This window comes from Chitinophaga sp. YR627 (assembly GCF_900114995.1).
In the GTDB taxonomy this organism is placed as follows: domain Bacteria; phylum Bacteroidota; class Bacteroidia; order Chitinophagales; family Chitinophagaceae; genus Chitinophaga.
In genome coordinates, this window is record NZ_FOUX01000005.1 from 654,194 (window position 1) to 673,445 (window position 19,252).

At 44.9% G+C, this 19,252-nt stretch carries 14 protein-coding genes; 1 reads left to right on the forward strand and 13 read right to left on the reverse strand.

Translation table 11 applies throughout. From position 1 onward, the window contains the following. Positions 1-13: 13 nt before the first annotated feature. The 9 genes from BMZ72_RS27780 to BMZ72_RS27820 form a co-directional block, all read right to left on the reverse strand. On the reverse strand, positions 14-592 hold the full coding sequence (locus BMZ72_RS27780) for a YdeI/OmpD-associated family protein (RefSeq protein ID WP_089813229.1): 579 nt from the start codon (positions 590-592) through the stop codon (positions 14-16). 53 nt (positions 593-645) lie between these two features. Next, entirely contained in the window at positions 646-2,124 is a 1,479-nt protein-coding gene (locus BMZ72_RS27785; protein ID WP_089813230.1) for an SMI1/KNR4 family protein, read from the reverse strand. A gap of 43 nt (positions 2,125-2,167) precedes the next feature. After that, complete coding sequence (locus BMZ72_RS27790) at positions 2,168-3,016, reverse strand: YwqG family protein (protein ID WP_089813232.1); 849 nt, start codon at positions 3,014-3,016, stop codon at positions 2,168-2,170. 134 nt (positions 3,017-3,150) lie between these two features. Continuing rightward, positions 3,151-4,272 carry a His-Xaa-Ser system radical SAM maturase HxsC gene (hxsC, locus tag BMZ72_RS27795; protein ID WP_089813234.1) on the reverse strand — a complete coding sequence of 374 codons (1,122 nt, stop codon included), beginning with the start codon at positions 4,270-4,272 and terminating at the stop codon, positions 3,151-3,153. Next, positions 4,272-5,774: a His-Xaa-Ser system radical SAM maturase HxsB gene (gene hxsB, locus BMZ72_RS27800; protein WP_089813236.1), complete on the reverse strand. Its 1,503-nt coding sequence runs from the start codon at positions 5,772-5,774 to the stop codon at positions 4,272-4,274. Before hxsB ends, hxsC begins: the two co-directional genes overlap by 1 nt. 3 nt (positions 5,775-5,777) lie before the next feature. Beyond that, a complete protein-coding gene (gene hxsD, locus BMZ72_RS27805; protein WP_089813238.1) occupies positions 5,778-6,143 on the reverse strand; it encodes a His-Xaa-Ser system protein HxsD in 366 nt (121 codons plus the stop codon). A gap of 1 nt (position 6,144) precedes the next feature. Then, positions 6,145-6,825, reverse strand: a complete 681-nt coding sequence (locus BMZ72_RS27810; protein ID WP_089813240.1) for a peptidoglycan-binding domain-containing protein — start codon at positions 6,823-6,825, stop codon at positions 6,145-6,147. A gap of 159 nt (positions 6,826-6,984) precedes the next feature. Next, a complete protein-coding gene (locus BMZ72_RS27815; protein WP_089813242.1) occupies positions 6,985-7,722 on the reverse strand; it encodes an SDR family oxidoreductase in 738 nt (245 codons plus the stop codon). A 144-nt stretch (positions 7,723-7,866) separates the two neighbouring features. Further along, positions 7,867-8,877: a transglutaminase domain-containing protein gene (locus BMZ72_RS27820; RefSeq protein WP_177222952.1), complete on the reverse strand. Its 1,011-nt coding sequence runs from the start codon at positions 8,875-8,877 to the stop codon at positions 7,867-7,869. A gap of 429 nt (positions 8,878-9,306) precedes the next feature. Between BMZ72_RS27820 and BMZ72_RS27825 the strand changes: the two genes are divergently transcribed. Then, positions 9,307-10,893 (forward strand): leucine-rich repeat domain-containing protein, encoded by a 1,587-nt coding sequence (locus BMZ72_RS27825; protein WP_089813246.1) that lies wholly within the window; start codon positions 9,307-9,309, stop codon positions 10,891-10,893. Positions 10,894-10,923: 30 nt separating this feature from the next. Here BMZ72_RS27825 and BMZ72_RS27830 read toward each other — a convergent pair whose 3' ends face one another. From BMZ72_RS27830 to BMZ72_RS27845, 4 genes are all read right to left on the reverse strand, one after another. Continuing rightward, positions 10,924-12,024, reverse strand: a complete 1,101-nt coding sequence (locus BMZ72_RS27830; protein ID WP_255373309.1) for an alpha/beta hydrolase family protein — start codon at positions 12,022-12,024, stop codon at positions 10,924-10,926. A 69-nt stretch (positions 12,025-12,093) separates the two neighbouring features. Next, entirely contained in the window at positions 12,094-14,061 is a 1,968-nt protein-coding gene (locus tag BMZ72_RS27835; RefSeq protein ID WP_089813251.1) for a TlpA family protein disulfide reductase, read from the reverse strand. 119 nt (positions 14,062-14,180) lie between these two features. Continuing rightward, complete coding sequence (locus BMZ72_RS27840) at positions 14,181-15,557, reverse strand: RagB/SusD family nutrient uptake outer membrane protein (protein WP_255373310.1); 1,377 nt, start codon at positions 15,555-15,557, stop codon at positions 14,181-14,183. Between the two features lie 19 nt (positions 15,558-15,576). Continuing rightward, positions 15,577-19,233 carry a SusC/RagA family TonB-linked outer membrane protein gene (locus BMZ72_RS27845; protein ID WP_089813255.1) on the reverse strand — a complete coding sequence of 1,219 codons (3,657 nt, stop codon included), beginning with the start codon at positions 19,231-19,233 and terminating at the stop codon, positions 15,577-15,579. Between the last annotated feature and the right edge of the window lie 19 nt (positions 19,234-19,252).

Here is a 19,252-nt window from a genome sequence, read left to right on the forward strand (position 1 = left end):
CAATCTCAGCGGATTAATCATTCAAGCCTTTTCCTTCCAGGATCTGCGGTATACACTTTTCCACCCTGCTCATTCTCGTTTTGGATTGTTTAGCACCGGAGAAGAAAAAAATATATGCCTTCTGTCTTCCCTGGGTCAATGCAAAGAAGGCTTTCTTCAAAGCAGCATTCGCCTTTAATTGTTGCTGAAATTCTTCCGGTATATCCAGTTCGGTACTTTTCTTCACCTCTACTTTCAGACCAGCTCTTTCCACCTCTATTGCTTCATAGATATAAGCCCTGATCACCGTCGCTAATTTTGTGATCTCCTTTACGCTGGTAAACCTTAATTGCCGGCCGACCTCTGTATTCTCTCCGGTTTTAACAAGTACGCCTTCCGGATCGCTTAATAAAACGCCTTTGAAGAACAACAATGCACAATAGTCCTTGAAGCCCTGAATAATCACAAGGTTGGTGTTACCGTACTTGTAACAGGGCTTACCCCATTTCAGTTCTTCGGTCAACTCAGTAGCAAGAATGATCTTTCTTAACTTTTCAGACTCATCCCGCCATTGTGTGAGTTCGCTTAAATAGGCATCTACTTCAGGATTCATGTCAGATCGTTTTAATACAGGTGTCAGACGAAGATAATGACTTCCGGTGATTGTTACAGCCAATCGCCTTCTTCCGAAGCATCCCATATGCCGTCGATAGTCGCCTGTATACTTTCCGCCAGGAATGCCAGCAGCTTCAGGCGCTTGTTAGAAGCCGGTGCAAACTTCCCTCCTGCCTCTGCGCCATATTGCAGCGTATCAAACCATACTTCGCCTTCGCAATCGCCATTTGTAACAAGGTAAAGTGCATTCTGTGCATGGGAATAGCCCAGGAGAATACATCCATCTGTAAATTTGACTCCCGCCGGTAGCTTGTAAGGCGCTTTTATTTTACCACCAACGGCAGGGAAAGGCTTTGCGATTTCTTTATAATCAGATTTAGGCAGATCGCTCAGCGCAGGCACGCCATCGTTTCCATAGTAAACACCTTCTCCGCCACTACCGATCTCCAGAAGATAAGCTTTGTATTCGTCTGGCAGCACAATACCCGACTTTTGTTCAAAACTTTCTATCTGTTTCAATGAACAGGTACGAAGTTTGAATCCGTCGAGATATTCACTGGAAACAGTTTCTCCCTGCTGATCTTTATCGCGTAGATCATCCATACGGACAGTCACCATCAGTCGTTTGATCAGATTTAATGCAGCAGCATGTTGCTGTACGAGCGGATGATCAGGATGCCTGAAATTGTCTGTCACTTTTTGCATCTCTTCTGCTAATGCTTGCTGATATGCCTTTTCCTCTTCTTTCGCGGCACTTTTTGCTTTCTTCGCCCAGGCGAGATATGCTGGATCCTTTTTGAGGTCCTGGAAATCGGGATCTTTCGGATCCCTCTTCAACGCTACCGCTACAATTTTGTAAGCCTCGTCTGTCTTACCCAATTTTAACAGCAAACGCGTTTTGGTATCTTCCAGGTATTTATGTCTATTAGGATCATAGATCTTATATCCTTTTTCCAATAGTGCGAGCGCTTCTTCCAGCTTAACAGGATCTTCTTCATCCAGACAGGAAAACCAGCCAACCTGATTGGCATATATTGCCATCATGTCTTCCTGCCAGCTTGCAACATAAGATCCTTCAGGAAAATTTGTTATACATTTCTTTCCCTGCGCAAGTGTCAGGGGCCTATATTGCGCTTGCACCTTTTCATCCCTGGCGTAGTTAGCTACATAATTCAACACCCAGAACTTTTTATCTTCCAGTATTGTCTGTACGGAAGCCTGATATAGTACAGTCGTGTTCTCTGGTTGCTGATAAGTCGTCAGCCCATTTTCTTTGGTAACAATTTCCACCGGTTCATCATCTGCATCGGCCAGATTAATCATCAGGGCCGGTTGACTTGTAGATTGCAACGCGCCCTTGGTGAATGTAAGCGGAAACAAGGCCAGCATTTCATCCACCACAGCAATGGCGTGGTTTACTTCTTCCTCATTCCATCTATTCTCGTTTATCATTTCCTCTACACCATTAATCAGTTCTTCTGCAGTTATATACAGGTGTTTCAGGCGATTTATTTTCTCAGCGTTGGTCATGATGGTAGTACTAATCAGGGTTATTATTTATTCCTTTTGTTTATTAATAAGACTGCAGGATACACCAGCAATCATCGAAATTCCGTTTCAGCAGGTCCTGTTTTTTGATCCAGAAGTACAGTCTGCCCATATCCGCCCAGCGCATACCGTTGGCAGCTTCATTACTGTCTACCTGTAAAAGCAATATCCAGTCTTTTTCACCTTCTCTCAATGCAGCATTCTCCGGCGCCTCGTATGCTTCTTTCTTGTCAGGATAGAACCCGCTGGTTACCATCTGGCAAAGCCCTTCCATTTCCCCCTGCATATTATCTGCCCTTCCAAGGGACTTGTTGATATAGCCGTTCAGCCATACCTTCTCTCCGTAGATATCTCTTTCTTCTTTACTTAAAAAGGAAAAATGTTTTCCCCATTTGAATGGCATGGATAATTGCAATTCTCCTGTCAGACGACAAGGCTTATATTGCCCGAAATCTTCCAGTCCTTCAGGGAATGGTGTATGTATCAATTCCTCTCTGGGGCCATCAAAATACAGTACCCTGAACAGCGGTTTTTCATCCAGGGAATAGCCTCCCATCTCCTGGTAAGGATCGTAGAATACAAACAGGTATCCCGTTTCCGGCAATACGTTATAGGTATCAAAAGGTTTTACCTCCGCAAAGTCCAGTTGCGCGATAAATGATAAAGGATTCTCATAGACATCGCCTGGCCATTCGATCGCTGCCGGCAGATCAGGCGTACCACCCATTTTTGAGATACCAGGTATTTCTGCGGATTCGTCTTCCAGCGGTGTGAGGTGATAACGGATGGAGTCCTGCATCAGGCTCTCAAACTGCGGGGTATATTGGTCGAGGTTATTCGCGGTCAGTGCCGCATAAAAGGCTTTCTTGTCCATAGTATGGTTTACAATGGACGGCAAGATACAGTACTTTTTATATTCTTGCCAGTAGTTATACCTGATAACGTTCCCGGATATCCGGGGAAGGGGTATTTATACACTAAAACACATCCGGGGTCATTGATTTTCAGCTATATGGCATGAATGGCCTTACTATGTCTGGCCATCCCTGATGCAAAGAATCCCCCACATCTGTCGGTCATACTACAGCTTTTACAGGCCTCATGATAAACGTTCTTCCAGTCAGAAATTGACTTCCTCGTATAGTCCCATATTTCAGGGGGAGTAACGCATAACTGGGAATTATATACAGAAACATTCATTCCCATATCCGCCAGATATGTCACTGCTTCTGACAAAACGGGGGCATAGTCTACAGGATCAATCCATAACTTATTTATATTGAACGGCGTATATCCCTGATGTTCCAGTCCCATGAAAGTGACATGTTCTGCAAAAGGCAGGTTCCTGTAAATAAACTTCGCCAGTTTTACCAGACGGGGAATTGTCTGCTGGTGTAATACTATCCGTAATTCAATCCTGACATTTCTCTTAGCAAGGTTATACAGTCCTTTAATCGTCTGATTAAAAGCCTGCTCTGCCTGCACAATGTAATCATGCTGATGCGGATAGTCGGAATATAACGGTATACCAAACATCAGTCTTGAATAGTTCATATCGCCCATTCTGCCAGCCATTTCCGGCCAGGCAAATGATCTCCCATTCGTCAGACAATGCACTTCTGTTTCGGGTAAATGTTGCTGGACCTGCCCCAATAGCTTAAAAAAACGGTCGCCTGACAAGGTAGGTTCTCCTCCGGTGATCCCCAATTCTACGCAGTCTTTTGGTATAAGTGGAATAGTCTGGCTGTGCAGGTGGTATAAATAATCTGTGTCATCTTTATCTCTCGGTGGCTGGGAGCACATCAGGCAATTACTATTACACCTTTCAGTAAAAAGCAGAAAATTATGATTGGAATTTACACGATAAGCGGTATTCACAACCCCATCGGAATGAGCCACTACGATATCACCTTCCCCCAGATGTTCGAAACCGGGTATGGAAAACACACCTGGCATATCATCCGGAAACGCTTTTGGCTGCGTAGATAAAACAGCCCTGTACCTGCGAAATATATCCGGTGTACTATCATTACTGATCAATATCTCTGCATTTTCCGCACCTGTATAGGTAACACGTCCTACAACAGGCGCATCAATACCATGTGCAATACCTTTGGTTTTTAGTAACATCAGCTTTTACCTGTTATCCAGCTTCTAAATATTTTTTCAACCTGTTTATCATCCTCCATCAGCGTAATGATATATTGAATGAGTTCCATATTCCGCTGACAAAATGCATTATCCGGTCTGAAACCATACATATCCCCCTGTGTGGCGTAGTTAAATACGGGATCTGCTCCACAGTACGACTGAAAAGCACATTCCGAGCATCCTGGTAAAGATTCATTCAACATTGCTTCACTGATTATCTGTGCTTTTTCTCCATAAAACACCTCTTCATAAGACGTCTCTCCCAGGGTGCCCAGCCGGAAGGTGAAATCTTTCATCTCTGCCAGCATCCTTGCTTCATCAGAAGCATAGATAGCGCCGTCATAGTTAAATACGATCACACTATTGATCAGGCCTGCAGGTGATTGCAGATCAACATATCCGACCGGGAAAGGAGTCAGTAATTTCTTCAGAATGATGGCGGTATAATCTTCCCGGATGAAATATCCATCCAGATTATGCCGGATGATCCGTTGCAGGGCCGTTTTATAAAATTCAAGGAAACGACTTGTTTCGTACTTGTTCTTGTTTACGCTCTTTGTCGCAAATCCATAAGGACTGATCGGTCGTAGAAATATATTCCTGAAACCAAGTGCAACATATTCATCCACTATTTCAATTGGATAATCCAGAGATAACCTCGTTGTAGTTGTCAATGCGGACACGTTCTCTTCTCCCAATATTTCACGGCATCTGTGAATGCCGTCTACTGCCAGTCTATAGCTGCTGGCATCAGGTTTATGTCTGTTTTTGTCATGTACATAAACAGGCCCATCAAGCGAAGTAGATATCAGAATATTGTTTTCTTTACAATAAACCAGCATGTCATCCGTAAGCGGCGCAAGGTTGGTACAGATGACATAAGTAATCTGTTTATTATGCTGTTCTCCTGCTACTTTTGCCTTTTCAACAGCATAGATAATATTATCGAAAGCCAGTAGCGCCTCTCCTCCCTGAAATTCCATCGTCAGCTGCCTGGCCGGAGATCGCATCATCATGTCAATACCCGCATCGATATGTACCCTGCTCATATCGAATTTATTCTTATCACTTGTCACCCTTGATACCTGACAATAATGGCAGGTATGTTCACACCTGAGACTGATGACAAAAATATGCAGGGACGTAAAGCTATCCAGGAATGACTTCTTTGTTCTATACCGGGTGGCCATCACTTCCAGCAGATCCGGGACTGCCTGTTCAGCTATAAAAAAAGCCGCTACCAGGTCTTCATAAAGCACTGCGTCTTCCGGATCATTGTTATTGATTTCCCTATTGATGATACGGGCGGTAGTACCCGACGGAACTACCATATAATCACCGATCTCGTTCACCAGTATTTCACGGCCATCCGGCATCCGGTGAAACCTGAAGGGCAGTAATGTATAGGTCTCTTCAGAACGGAAATAAGCGACGTCTTTGAATTTCCGGGTCTGCCGTTCTTTAATAATTGCAGTTTCCATATATTAAACACTTGTCGGATCAAAACCAACCGGGTCTGATACGATGGATAAAGGCGTTTCTTCCGGTTCATAATAAGCAAATGCTTTAGCGACAATCAGTTCCCGGATTGTCCTTGTTTCATCAGCCACTATCTGCCGGAGTTTAAAATCGATGAGGTCCCGTTTCAGTCTGGCGGACACAGGTTCCCATGCAACAATGGCGTCATCTTTTGCATGTATGGTTATTTGCAGCCTTCCCTGATGTACCCGGTCTATTTCCAGCTGCCAGGTATCACTATACCAATACAGACACTTTAGCAGGACCTTCTCCGGATAAATACTTTCATCAACAGTAACTGTCAAAACATTATTTGTAACCTGTACGTCCATCTTATCTGTTTCTTATGGCTGTTAATGTTTGTGCATCTACTATACCGGTTGCCGCAAGATGATGCTCCTGCTGGAATTTCTTCACCGTTCTTTTGGTCTGATTCCTGAAGTGTCCTGTAACAGACAACTCACTGTTATACCGGGTGAGCAATTGTTGTAACGCTGTAACATCGCTTCCGTTACAACCCCATTTCAATATGCGATCCCCCAGTTCAAGCGTGCTGGAATCTGCAACAGCTGTTTTGTAAGTTGTTGGAGAAGACTTATACAGTGAGTTATTTGCAGAAGATGATCTGGTGGTGGAACTATGTGAGCTGCCGGAAGAATAAGAAGGCGAGGAACTATATGAAGGAGTAGACGATGGCGTGTAACTGCGTCCGGAACTATACGAAGAAGAATAATGAGATGAATGTGATCTGTGTGAAGAATGCGAGCGGTGTGAGCTATGGGAACGATGCATTAAAACGAAACTATTTTCCGGGTTCGCCATATTCAGTTTTAATACCAGCTTAGGCTTTAGCACATTCCGGTGTGCTTCAAAGCTGATATTATTATCATTTTCCAGCTCATAACTGTTATTGTTTGCTACGGTTGTCGTCGTCGTCAATGTACCAATAGCAGCTGTGATAACAGCAAGACTTTTTTTGATGAGGGCGTGGAAACCAAACTTTTCTTTATTCATGGGGGGATATTTACTGTGGTCATTTTATCTGCTGTCAAAAGTAGCAGAGATTCTATGAGTAAAAAACAGGAAAAATCCCCTTCTTTGGATCGGGCAATAAATAAAAAGAGCTGAGGATACTTACTCCCTCAGCTCTCTGTGATGTCTACACTAAATCAGTTACCACGGACTTACCTTACTCTCATCCTGAATATCCTTGCTAAAGTACTGACCGGTCGGGCCATCGTTATCCAGCATCGCATATTGTGCCACGAATTCAGCTGCGCTTGTTACGGTACCGGTACCTGTATGGTGATTAAAATCTGTCGCGGTATGACCCGGATCTACCACATTCACTTTAAATCCTTTTTCCTGCAACTCGGCAGCCAGTGTGATCGTATAGGCATTCAACGCTGTTTTGGAAGGACCATAGCTGGCCGTCTTATATTTATAGTAAATCCAGTCCGGATCTTTGTGTAATGTCAGTGAAGCCAGTCCGGAGGTCACATTCACAATAACAGGTGACTGACTTTTGTACATCAGTTCCAGGAAGGTCTGTATAACGTTGATGGTACCGAAGAAGTTGGTATCAAATACTTTCCGGATACTTTCTATCGGAGCAGATACGGCTGTCTGTGGAAAATCACCCAGGATACCGGCGTTATTCACCAGGATGTCCAGGTGACCAGACTGTTCTGCGATGAATGCTTTTGCCTGCTCAACAGAAGCAGGGTCTGTTACGTCTATCTGCACCGGGGTAATGGATTGTAATCCCTGTGCGTTTAAGCTCGCTACTGCCGCTTTTCCATTCTCTAAATCCCGGCTACCGAGGTAAACATGGTAACCTTGTCCTGCCAGTACGCGGACTGTTTCAAAACCGATACTTTTATTTGCTCCTGTAACTAATGCTATTTTCATCTCAATAATTTTTGTGCTTTAGAAATTTGTATGTCGTCATTCATTTCCGACGATTCAAAGGTGGGACTCTTCCCTTTCATATCATTTGCCAAATGGCAAATAGTGCACAGGAGATTTTCATTATACAACAGTAGTTACGGGTGATCAGTCTTCCCGGATACGGACCTTAAAGCGGACTAAACGGTTATAATCAAACAATATATCAATATAGGCAAGCCCGTTGTCTGCCACGACATATTCAAATAAATAGTCGTCTCCTACCCGGGTAAATGGTATATAACGCTGTTTAAGCAGTGCATTCGGATTCTCTATCCATTTCTTTTTCTTCCAATAGCCCAACGGTATGTTACGGCGGATGTTCGTGTTGATCTGTAGCTTTTCTGCGCCCTCCGTATATCTGATATCAAAGCGGATGGTGTCTCCCTTACAGGGCTGTATAAAGCCGGTTTCCGGCGCAATTATATGCAGGGTGCTCATATGACCAGACTCGATATAAGGTGTGTTGATATACTTCTCCTTTGGCACATTTGCACTCACCACCCAATTGGTATCTTTCGGATAATGGTTCCGGTAGAAGTCCTCCGGCAGGGTACACCAATAATAGTCATTGAACCTTTTCTGAAAGCGCCCGACTTTTCCTGTATTCTCATCTTTTTCGCCAAAACCCGCTGCCCAGGTAGCATCCATCAGGTAATAGGTACTATCGATCCAAACTGCATTCCAGGCGTGCGAAGGGCCCGCCGCACTCCCTATCTGATAGGGTTCCTTTTTAACATTTCCTGATATTTTATCACAACGGACACCCGCTATTTTACACATCTCTGTAAACAGTTTGGCATAACCATCACAGATCGCCTTTTTCTTTCTCAGTATTTTCTTCAGATAATCATATAGGTTATCTGGTATCTTGCGATCATCCTGATTAGCCAGCTTATCATCATATCTGATGTTTTCCGTGATCCAGATAAAGATCGCGCGGGTCTTTTCCATCTGTGTAGAATAGGGAGCCGTAAGTTCGTTAGTAAGCCGGAAGATATCTTTATGGTATGCCACCTTCCTGGCGAAACTATCCACACGGGTAAAATCCTGTTGCTGGGAAAATGCAGGAAAAGACATTAATAAAAGAAGGTACAGGAATATCGAACGCTGATTCATATGCATAAAAATATCCACTTATCTCCACCTATTTCCTGACAATTGTTAGATTCCCCGGAAACCGCTGTTTAATGGGCATCTTATCAATACTTCTTCGTACTATACCGCCATTACGCCGTCATTACACCGCTATTGCTACACTCATAAGCGTAGCAATAGCGGTATAATGACGGTATACCTTCGTTGTACATCGAAGAACAGGCCAATAAGCTACTGATATCCATACACTTAAGCTATTTTTGAGCGTAGAACCCCCATAACAACATGACTATCAATCACTCACCACCCTTTCACACTGAGCTCCCAATGCATTGTGTACGTTTTCCGGTATCCAGGGATGAGACGCCTCCCATCAACATATATTAAATAATTGCATCTGGGATTGTATATTTATCCCGATTTTTAAAAACACTGATTGAAAAAACCTTTATGGATCATCCCAAATCCTACACAACCATTGACGATGCACGTATCATGACGCTGCAGGAAGCCCTGGAACAATACAAAACACCTGGAGTGTCAACATTGATGCTCGAAGGCTTAACAGGGAACTTTTATGTCTTTGACAATGATGCACATTTCGGGAGCCTGGACCTTGACAAAATGTTCTATACCCAAGATCGCTGTGGCGTGCTTTTCCGTGGAAACCTTACGGTTGATGGCTTACTGACGCAACCGGAAACGGACTATGGTCCATTTACACTGGTACTGGGTAACGTCTCAGCACAAAACATCTTCATGGGTGGTGGCTATATACGCATTGAGGGGGATGTTACCGTTGCACAGACCTTATATGCAGGCTGCTATAACCATGGTATGTCAGACATCAACGGGAATATCTCTGCAGAAGTGATCCTTTCTTCCGATCATAGTTTCAACTTCCACTCAGACAAGGTGAAAAAAGGTGTCTGGTTGTCGGATATTGAACTGAAGGATGCACCAGCGCATGAAGCTGAGGACGTGCTGAATAAAGGCTACTGGAGCAAATCAGAAGAGAGTGTTCAGACTGGCAATATACTGAAGGCGATGGCAAAAGGAACTTCTATCCTGAAGCCCAACTCCGCTGCTTCACCGGTGTTGAAAAGACTGGAAAAAGCCCTGTTGTCAAAGAACAAACGGGCCGATCTGTCGAAGATGAAACTCAAAAGACTACCAAAAGAGTTGTTCGAACTGAAGGAGATCCAGCAGCTGAATCTCTCGGATAATCCATTGGAAGGTCTTGGTGAAGAACTGGCTGCGATGGAACAGCTGACTACCGTCGAATTGTCGAACTGTTACCTGCAGGAGGTCCCGGAAGTATTATCCCGGATGCCCAAACTGGAGTCACTGAATCTTTCCTATAATAACATCAGCACTATTCCGGATGCATTTGCTTCACTGCAGGGTCTTAAGAAGCTGTCGCTGTTCAACTGTCAGTTAACAGCCATTCCAGCCTTTTTAAAGGACCTTCCAGCCCTGGAAGTACTTGATGTCGACTATCAGCAGGAAGACGCCCTATTGACCCTGGAAAGTGGCTTCCAGTCACTGAAGGAATTACGCCTGAGAGGAAAGTTACTGACAGTACTCCCTAAACTGGAGCAACTGGTTATAGCCGGCTTTGGTACAAGGGAATTACCGGAGGCAGTCATGGGTTGTAAAAAGCTGAAGAAACTGGATATTGCCAATGCGGGTAGTCTGGCGGGATTCCCGGATGATCTGTCCGTCTTCCAGCAACTGGAAGAAATCACCTTCAATCTGCATGAGGGATTTCAGAATGTGAAAGTGCTGGCCACATTGCCAAAGCTGAAAACAGTGAATGTACGGTATGCCAGTCATACGTCACGTAAGCGTTTCCTTGAATTGCTGGAGGCGCCGCAATGGTCCGTATTGAGTGTGCAGGGGTCTATTGATGATTCCACCTTGCAGCAGGAGATCCTTAACCGGCCGAATCTGAAAAGAATGGAAATACGTTCCAGTTTTGGTACAGAAGTCGTTGATATTGCAGAAGCCCGGAAATGGCTGAAGATAACAATATAAGCTATCGACTAAAGGGAAAATACCGGCCGCTTAATGCGTGCCGGTATTTTTTTTGATCCATTCGGATATGGTTTGCAGGACTTCAGGAGCGAAGTCTTCTTTTAGCTGCGATGGTTCACTGTTCGTACATGTTGTACAATGCTGAAACAGGTGATTTAATCCCGGCGCTTTCAGCGTTGTGACGTTCTTATTGTCAGTAGTATGTTGCGTGATATAAGCCAGACTGCTTGTTGCATCGACCATAATATCCCTCTCGCCGTTGATGGCCAGGAAAGGCACTTCTACTTTTTCAAGAAAAGGCGCCGGATCAAAACGTATATGATAACGATACCAGGGACCGGTTGCCATCATCACATATGATTCCATTGGGAAGAAGAAACGGCCTTTATCCGACGGGTCCTGTGGATGCGCCACCATATACGCACTATCTGCAGTCTGCCAGATCTTATAGGCGTTCCGCATGTGCGTTTCCAGGGTTGGCGACTGCGCATATGCATATACAGTGTCAAACATCACTTCATTGACACTGTTATAGCGATATTTCTTTTGTTCGGATATAGGCGCTGTATTTACGATCATTTCATTCTGCTTTTTCAGCGCCTGTAATCCGGGTGTAGCCAATCCTGCCAGCGAGATAATAAACGCCACGTCCCGGCTCTCAGCAGCTGCGATATAGGCCGCTGCACCGCCTTCACTATGACCGATCAATCCTGTTTTATGCGGATTGATCCCTTTATGCGCCATCAGCCAGTGCAGACCAGTCAGTGCATCATTTGCAAAATCAGCTGTAGTGGCATCTTCATATTTACCACTGGTAGCTCCTACTCCTCTGTCATCTACTCTCAGCACAGCGATACCATTTCTGGACAGATAATCTGCAATGACCAGAAACATCTTATGCCCTGCCATTGTACCATCTCTGTCCTGTTTACCTGTACCGGATAACAATACGACTGCCGGACAAGGCTTTCTTGTATGCGGCATCGTCAGTGTCGCACCAAAATGAATGGTACTGTCGGCATTGTAATAATCGACATTTACGGACTGATAAGGTGTATCTATGGCAACCGCCTGCGTACCTGGATGAAAAAAGGAAGGCAGCGTCAGTAGTAATGTATGTAAGAAACTCATGGTGTTAAAATTGCAGGAGTGCAGTAAACTACTCTCCATCATATCTCTTTACTTTGTTATTATCAACCGTTATTTTACTTCGCGTGCCAGTGAAACCATGGTGCTGATCTCATCAGCCAAAGCACTCGGACTACCATAATAGCCCACCTGTGCAAAGCGGATGTTACCCTTTCCATCGATCACTACCTTGAAAGGTATACCGGAGGTCTGGATGGCTTTGGCATAACCGGCATACGCCTCTTCGCCTTTGTCAAACAGCACTTTGAACGGATACTTTTTCTGTGCGATAAAAGATTTCACTTTTGCTCTGTAGTCAGGGTCTCTCTCCTGTGTATCTACAAATAAAAACACAACAGAGGTGTCGTTCTTAAAACGTTCCTGCGCCATCTGCATGGCTGGCATAGCCGCCTTACAGGGACCACACCAGGTAGCCCAGAAGTCAAGTATAACTACCTTTCCTGCAAGTGAAGACAGGGATACAGGTTTCCCATCCATGAGATCAAGTGTGAAAGGAATAGCAGGACGATCGATCATTGCTTTTTTCACATCTTCTACCAACAGTTCCATGGTATGTGCATCTTTCATAGCAGACAACCATGCATCAAATCCATCGGTATTTTTATGTGTGCTCAGGTATTCTTTTTTCAGGAGTTCAAAGATGCGTGCTGAAGCCTGATTCAGCCGTACACTATTGTGCAGTACGTCAGAGAGTTCTTTCTTCTTACCTGCCTTGAGGAAAAGTTCTGCCTGTAGTTCGTTCAGTTTTGCCCTGCTGTACTGATAACGATCCTGTGCATGGTTCGCCAGTTGCAGCGCTTCCTTATCACGACCCGTTTCATACAGGATCTGGGCCTGTGTGATGTTGTCATTCGCAAACATCCTGTCACATTCTTCTGCCCATTGTTCAGGAGAGTAGTACCAGTATTCGTCCGGACGGTGTGTTTTCATATAAGCCACCCGTTCCATAATGGTAGCGGCGACAGGATATACCTGTTTTGCTGTCAGACTTTTCCAGTCCTCGTATGGTATTTCAACCAGTTTGTAGTAAGCCAGGGCCAATGCGCTCAGCGGTGCTTTGGCACCATAACGGGATAGTAAGGTGCTGTCGTTTTTAGCAATATAGTTGGCAAAGATGCTTCTGTATACGCGGTCAAAACTAACATCTGCCAGCTTGTCCATCTCTGCATCCGGCGTGTAATCTTTTACAAACTGTTCTGCCAGCTCAAAGCTTTTCTTTGGATCGCGTTCGCGAATGAAAGCCTGGAAAGCATCCTGTTTAGTGAGGATACCTTTGGGATAACGCTGACGCATGACATTACGGACAGAGTCAGCTTTCCCTTTGTTTTTCAGATACCGTTCGGCAATAACAGCAATCTCATACATTTCCTTCTCTGTCTGATCGGGAAGACTCATGAGATAAGCAGCCGCACGCTGTATGCGTGGTAAGGTATCAGTAGGTCCGCCTTCAGGCATCGTCATGTTGGCATAAGATATGATGAAAGGATATGCCAGCGCACGGGAGGCGCCACGATGATAGCTGATCTCCTGATTCAACCAGAAATAATAGGCAGTATCGCTGATCTGAAAATTTTTGTAATACCCCGGTATTCCCATACCATATCGCTCGGCACGCAACATACCATAACCTGCATAAGCGCCTTTATACTGTCTGCCTGGTACTGCATTCATAATGATATAACCGGTATCTGCATTGCTGTCGGTTATTTCACCTGCTCTGAATTTAAAGGCAAGCAAGCCCCAGCTGGAATCCTGTTTCACATCAGCCTCATAAACTCCTTTTGCAGTCTGTTTAAGCGGCAGATCAACTGCTGACCAGCGATATAATGTATCGAAGTAGTAAGCGACCGCTTTCACCTCTTTGCCAGTTCTCAGCAGGGTACTGTCGGGCCGGTAGGTTATATGTACCTTATCTCCCAGTGCAGGTCTCTCTGGTGATAGTTCCCATCTCTTCTGTGCACTTGCTCCTGCAGCCATTATGGATGCCAGCAGTACCAGTGCATTTCCGAATAATTTCATTGATCCTCTTTTTATGATAAAATCTATTTCTTATAAAGTCAGCTATTGTATGCACCTAAGCCCATCATCATCATTGGCGATCTTTCTAATAGTCAACGCTACTACTCCAGATATTTTAATTATGGGTTCTGCTGAATTTCCGGATTCAGGTTAACATAGTATTGTCCGATCGGGAACACATACCTGTTACTACCTGGCTCCAGCGTATAAGTAGTTCCCTGCCAGGTGCGGGTATATGTCTTTCTGAACAGTGGATCATCTTTCAGACGACGCTGATCAAACCATGGTAACATGCGGCAGAAGAATTCGCGGCGGCGTTCCTGTACTACTTTTACAATAGCATCGTTTGCATCTGCAGCGGAAAGTGCTGTATAGTCAGCTGCCTGGAAACGCTTTTCTCTCAGTTTATTGACCAGTTCCATCGCCCCACCCGTATTATTATTTCTTGCCAAACTTTCTGCTTTGATGAGCATCATTTCGGGTACTGAAGTCCCGATACTGCGGTTCTCATAGTTGATCCTTTCATAAGAAAAGAAACGACCTGTGTAACCGGCACCCAGCATAGACGGTGCATCAGCAGTAAACAGCTGGTAGCGCATATCCTTTGTACCCAACAGATCAAGTAGTTCCTGACTTAAGCGCATTGTAGTAGGCGCCCAGGCAAAAGAAGTACCTGCTATTTTACCCAGTATGGTTTCCGGATTGTCTCTGCGCAAAGGCACTACGCCAGTTGCCAGGTCAAGCAATGTGGATTTGATGGATAAAGCGCTGTCTGCATAGGATCCTGCTGCGGGATAATTACCCATCAACAGGTACATTCTGGCGAGGAGAGAAAAAGCCGCTGCTTTACCCGGGAGTGTATTATACTGGGTAGTACGCGGTAATGACACTATAGCCGCTTTCAGGTCCGCTTCTATACGGTTGTATACGGCGGCAACTGTTGCACGGCTCAGTGACTGGTCAAGGGAAGGCGTTACCAGTAATGGCACCCCCAGATCAGATGCAGCGGTGCCTGCATTATACGGCTTCCCGTATTCGTTCACCAGGTTCAGATATGCATCTGCACGATGTGTCAGTGCTTCCGCTATCAGTTCATCTTTTTCAGCGGCGGTACCATCGGTAACACCGGGTACTTCATCTATGATCACGTTACAGTTATAGATACAGCCATAGTAAGTATCCCAGTCGCGGTCTCTGTCCAGCGTATTTTCATAGATCGGTGTGCGCCAGGTATAGGTATTTCTGAAGAAAGCACTGCTGATCGTATTATTGATAGATACCTGTTGTACGCTGTCTGTGATGTCTATATCTGCGGCAGCAATATCCGGCAGATATCCCCCATACTCATAAGTATTTGTATAGTTCAGCAGATAACGGTAGTTGCTTATCTGACCAGGAATCAGTGACCCCTGGGTTTTGATATCTGTATATTTTGTACAACCTGCGGCCAGGAGCATTGTGCCCAGTACCGCTGCTGCTATATTGATCTTTTTCATCATCCCGTTTTTTCAGTTGTTATAAACCAATGTTGATCATCAGACTGTAGTTCGTAGTAGGCGGCAGATGCAGAACAGTGCTGCTCAGCGCCGGAACAAAGTCAGGATCCAGTCCGACGTCATTCTTTTTCCATATCAGACCGAGATTACGTACCACACCACTTACCTTGATGTTCTTTGCAAATACTTTTCCGGCAAAGGCTTCAGGTAACTGATAACCTAAAGACAGTTCACGGAAACGGATGTAGTCACCCGGCTGCACATTCACATCTGAAAAAGCATAACGGAAGGCTGCTAATGGTGAATAAGCATTGCCGACAACAGGTACGACTGTCTTTTCCTCATCACCAGGTTTTTGCCAGCGATCAGCAATATCAGAGAGCAGGCTATAGGAGAATACCCTTGTGCTTGGATAATTAGACACTGCTGGTTTCAGGAACACACTACCGAAATTATAAGTGATCAGCGCGTATAATGACCAGTTCTTATAACGGAAGGTGTTATTTACTGAACCATAGTATGGTGCGGAACGGCGACCCGCATATTTTAATGCATCCACACTTGTTACGTTCTGAGAAGGGAGTAATTTCTCTCCTTTTTCATTGTAAATCTGCGTCAGACCAGTGCTACTCAGACCAGCATTTTTATACACCCATACACCATCCGGTGGATAACCATTCAGTACGGTATTAGACAGACTGGAATACAAAGAAGTGGTTGGGCCGAAACGGTTATCTGTCACTTTATTGCTATTGTAAGAGAAGTTCACACCAACACTCCATCCGAAGTGTTTAGTATCTATTACAGCGCCATTTACAGCGACATCTATACCTCTGTTAGACATACTCACACCATTCCTGCTGAGTGTATTATTGCTACCTACATAGGTCGGATTGATCTCCAGCGGATAGATGATGTCTTTTCCTTTCTTGTTATATACTTCAAACATACCGCTCAGTCTTCCGTTGAACAGGGAGTAGTCGATACCAATGTTGGTAACATAGGTACTTTCCCAGCGAAGCGCAGGATTGGCGTAAGCAATGATCGTAGCATATGGCAGCCCTGTCTGGAAGTCGGAGGTACCCAGTCCGATATTGGTGAAAGGACGCAGTTCACGGTTGATGTTACCATTCACACCATAGGTTGCACGGAAAGTAAGGTTACTGATCCAGGACAGGTCTTTCATGAAGTCTTCCCGGGTGACGTTCCAGCTGGCGCCGGCAGACCAGAAAGGCTTTGCTCTGAACTTTCTGTCGAGCCCAAAGTTGTTATAATCATCGTAACGTACGCTGGCAGAAAGAGTATACCGGCTCATGAGTGTATAAGCTGCATTACCGAAGTAAGACAGAAAACGGTTCCTGCGATCTGTTTGTGCAGGTGCTCCCGAGAATGCAGTGTTATACAGAATAGTCGCATGAGGTGTGTTATAATCCACATTCTGGGATATCCCTGTTTCAGGGTTGTAACCGTATAATGTGAATGTGGAGGAACCTGCATTGGTTTCGCGTATTTCAGCACCTGCAAGCGCATTCAGTTCGTGAATGCCGCCAAAGCCCCTATTAAAGGAAAACTGGCCTCTGAGGCTATGGTTATCCTGTGTTGTATAGTTATTGGAAAAGATGGCCCCGTCCGGTACATTCTTAATAAGCTGACCGTTCTGCATGACTGTGCCCTGATTATAAAAATTACGTGTATAAAATGAATTCACATCATTCAGGATCTCATTTTTGAAGTTTACACGTTCTACCGCATAGGAACCATTAAAAGTAAGGCCCTTATAGATCGGTATATTAAGGCTCAGGTTACCGGAATAATTATTATCTGACGCGCTGTTATTCACCAGCTTCATTTCATCGATATAGTTATATGACCAGTCTTTATATCCCAATGCCGTCAGGGAATCAGCATAGTGTTGTCCTATACCATAGTAATACCTTGTGGGATTACCATTGGCATCAACGATCGAATTATATGGCAGGAATGTATTGCCGCCGTTCAGTAATGCGCTGGCGCCTTTTCCATTCTGTTTATAATTAAAGAAGGATCCCTTGAGACTCAATGACAATGTGATCTTTTTAATGATCTTCAGTTCCTGGTTGGCTGTCAGGGTAATTCTTTCACCCACGTTACCTACGTTACTGGGACTTTCTTTCGCATAGGACCCTGATACGAAGTAGGTATGTACATCGGAACCACCGCTGACAGACAGATTATAATTCTGACTGGTGGCACGCTGTAACAAATAGTCTTCTATCTGACCATAGTTATTAATGGCTCCCAGGCGGGCAGCAGCTGCGTCATATTCTGCCTGGGTGATCCTGCCGCTACGCAGCTGATAGGCCAGATCTGTGCCTTCATTGACGAAATACTTAATACCGGAGGTATAGGGATTATAGGTAGAAGCCAGTATCACTCCTTTGTCTACGAGTTCTTTCTCATAGGCCAGTACCTGGCTGGAGTTCATTAATGGCAAATAGTTTACGGATGGTCTGGCCTGTGTACCGAAACCTGCTGAGAAGTTGACCGCCGGTGTACGCATTCTGCCTTTCTTGGTGGTCACTACGATCACACCATTGGCTGCGCGGGCGCCCCATATAGAAGCAGCAGCCGCGTCTCGCAGAAAAGTGATCTGCTCAATATCATTCGGATTAAGCGTTTTCAGGTCCATTTCGGTAGGGAAACCGTCTATTACCACCAATGGCATACTTTCACTGCGGATAGTGGTCGTACCACGGATATTCACCCCATAGTCATTCCGGCCGATAGTCCTTGTATTACTATTAATAGCCGGGGTTACATTATCATATACAAAACTGTTATCGCCAGCGGTAACCTGCAACTGTAAACCGGGCACCTGTCCTTCGAGACGTTGTAATACGTTGGCTGTAGGTACTTTCTCCAGTTCTTTTGCCGTCACGACACCGAAAGAGCCGGTTGCACGTTCTTTAGGCAGGTTGACATAACCGGTGGATACCACTTCAACAGGCTTCAGGTAACCGGTTTTGTCTTTTAGTTTTACATCGTAATAGGTAGTTCTGGAGAGCTGGACATCCTGTGTTTCATAAGCTACGCAGGAGATCTGCAGACTACGTGTATTCAAAGGCACTTTTATTTTGAATTCACCCTGCGCGTTGGTCAGCGTCATCGTATTTGTACCAGGCACTCTTACAGTAGCGGAGGTAATAGGCGCCACATTCTCATCAGTAACGATACCAAACAGGAAGCGTGCATTATCCTGCTCACTGTCACCGTTATTGATCTCAATCTGTATTGTCCGGACAGGCTGACCGGGAGCTGCCTGTGATGGGGCAGCTTCTTCCGGAGCCATCTGGTTGGTTTTTGATCTTTCTTTGTCTTTTGCAGCTGCATCCGGTTGTTTAGCGAATACGGCGTACTGTGTATTGCTGAGTTTCCTGAATTGCAGGTGGTAAGGTTTCAGAATAATAGCAAGATATCCTTCCACGTTCTTAAAACTGGCGTCCGGCAGCACCTTAGCGGTCTTATTGGCTACCAGTTCATCTTCATAGATAAAGGATACATGGAACCTGGAAGAGGCGTTTTTAAGCGCTTCTTTCAGCGAAATTCCCGGTTGATTTTGGCGGGTTACGGCAGCAAATATCTGCAAGCTGCATAAGAGCAGACAGCAGAAGGCCGCAACCTTTTTCAGATTGATCATGCCTGTTGTGATTTTGAAT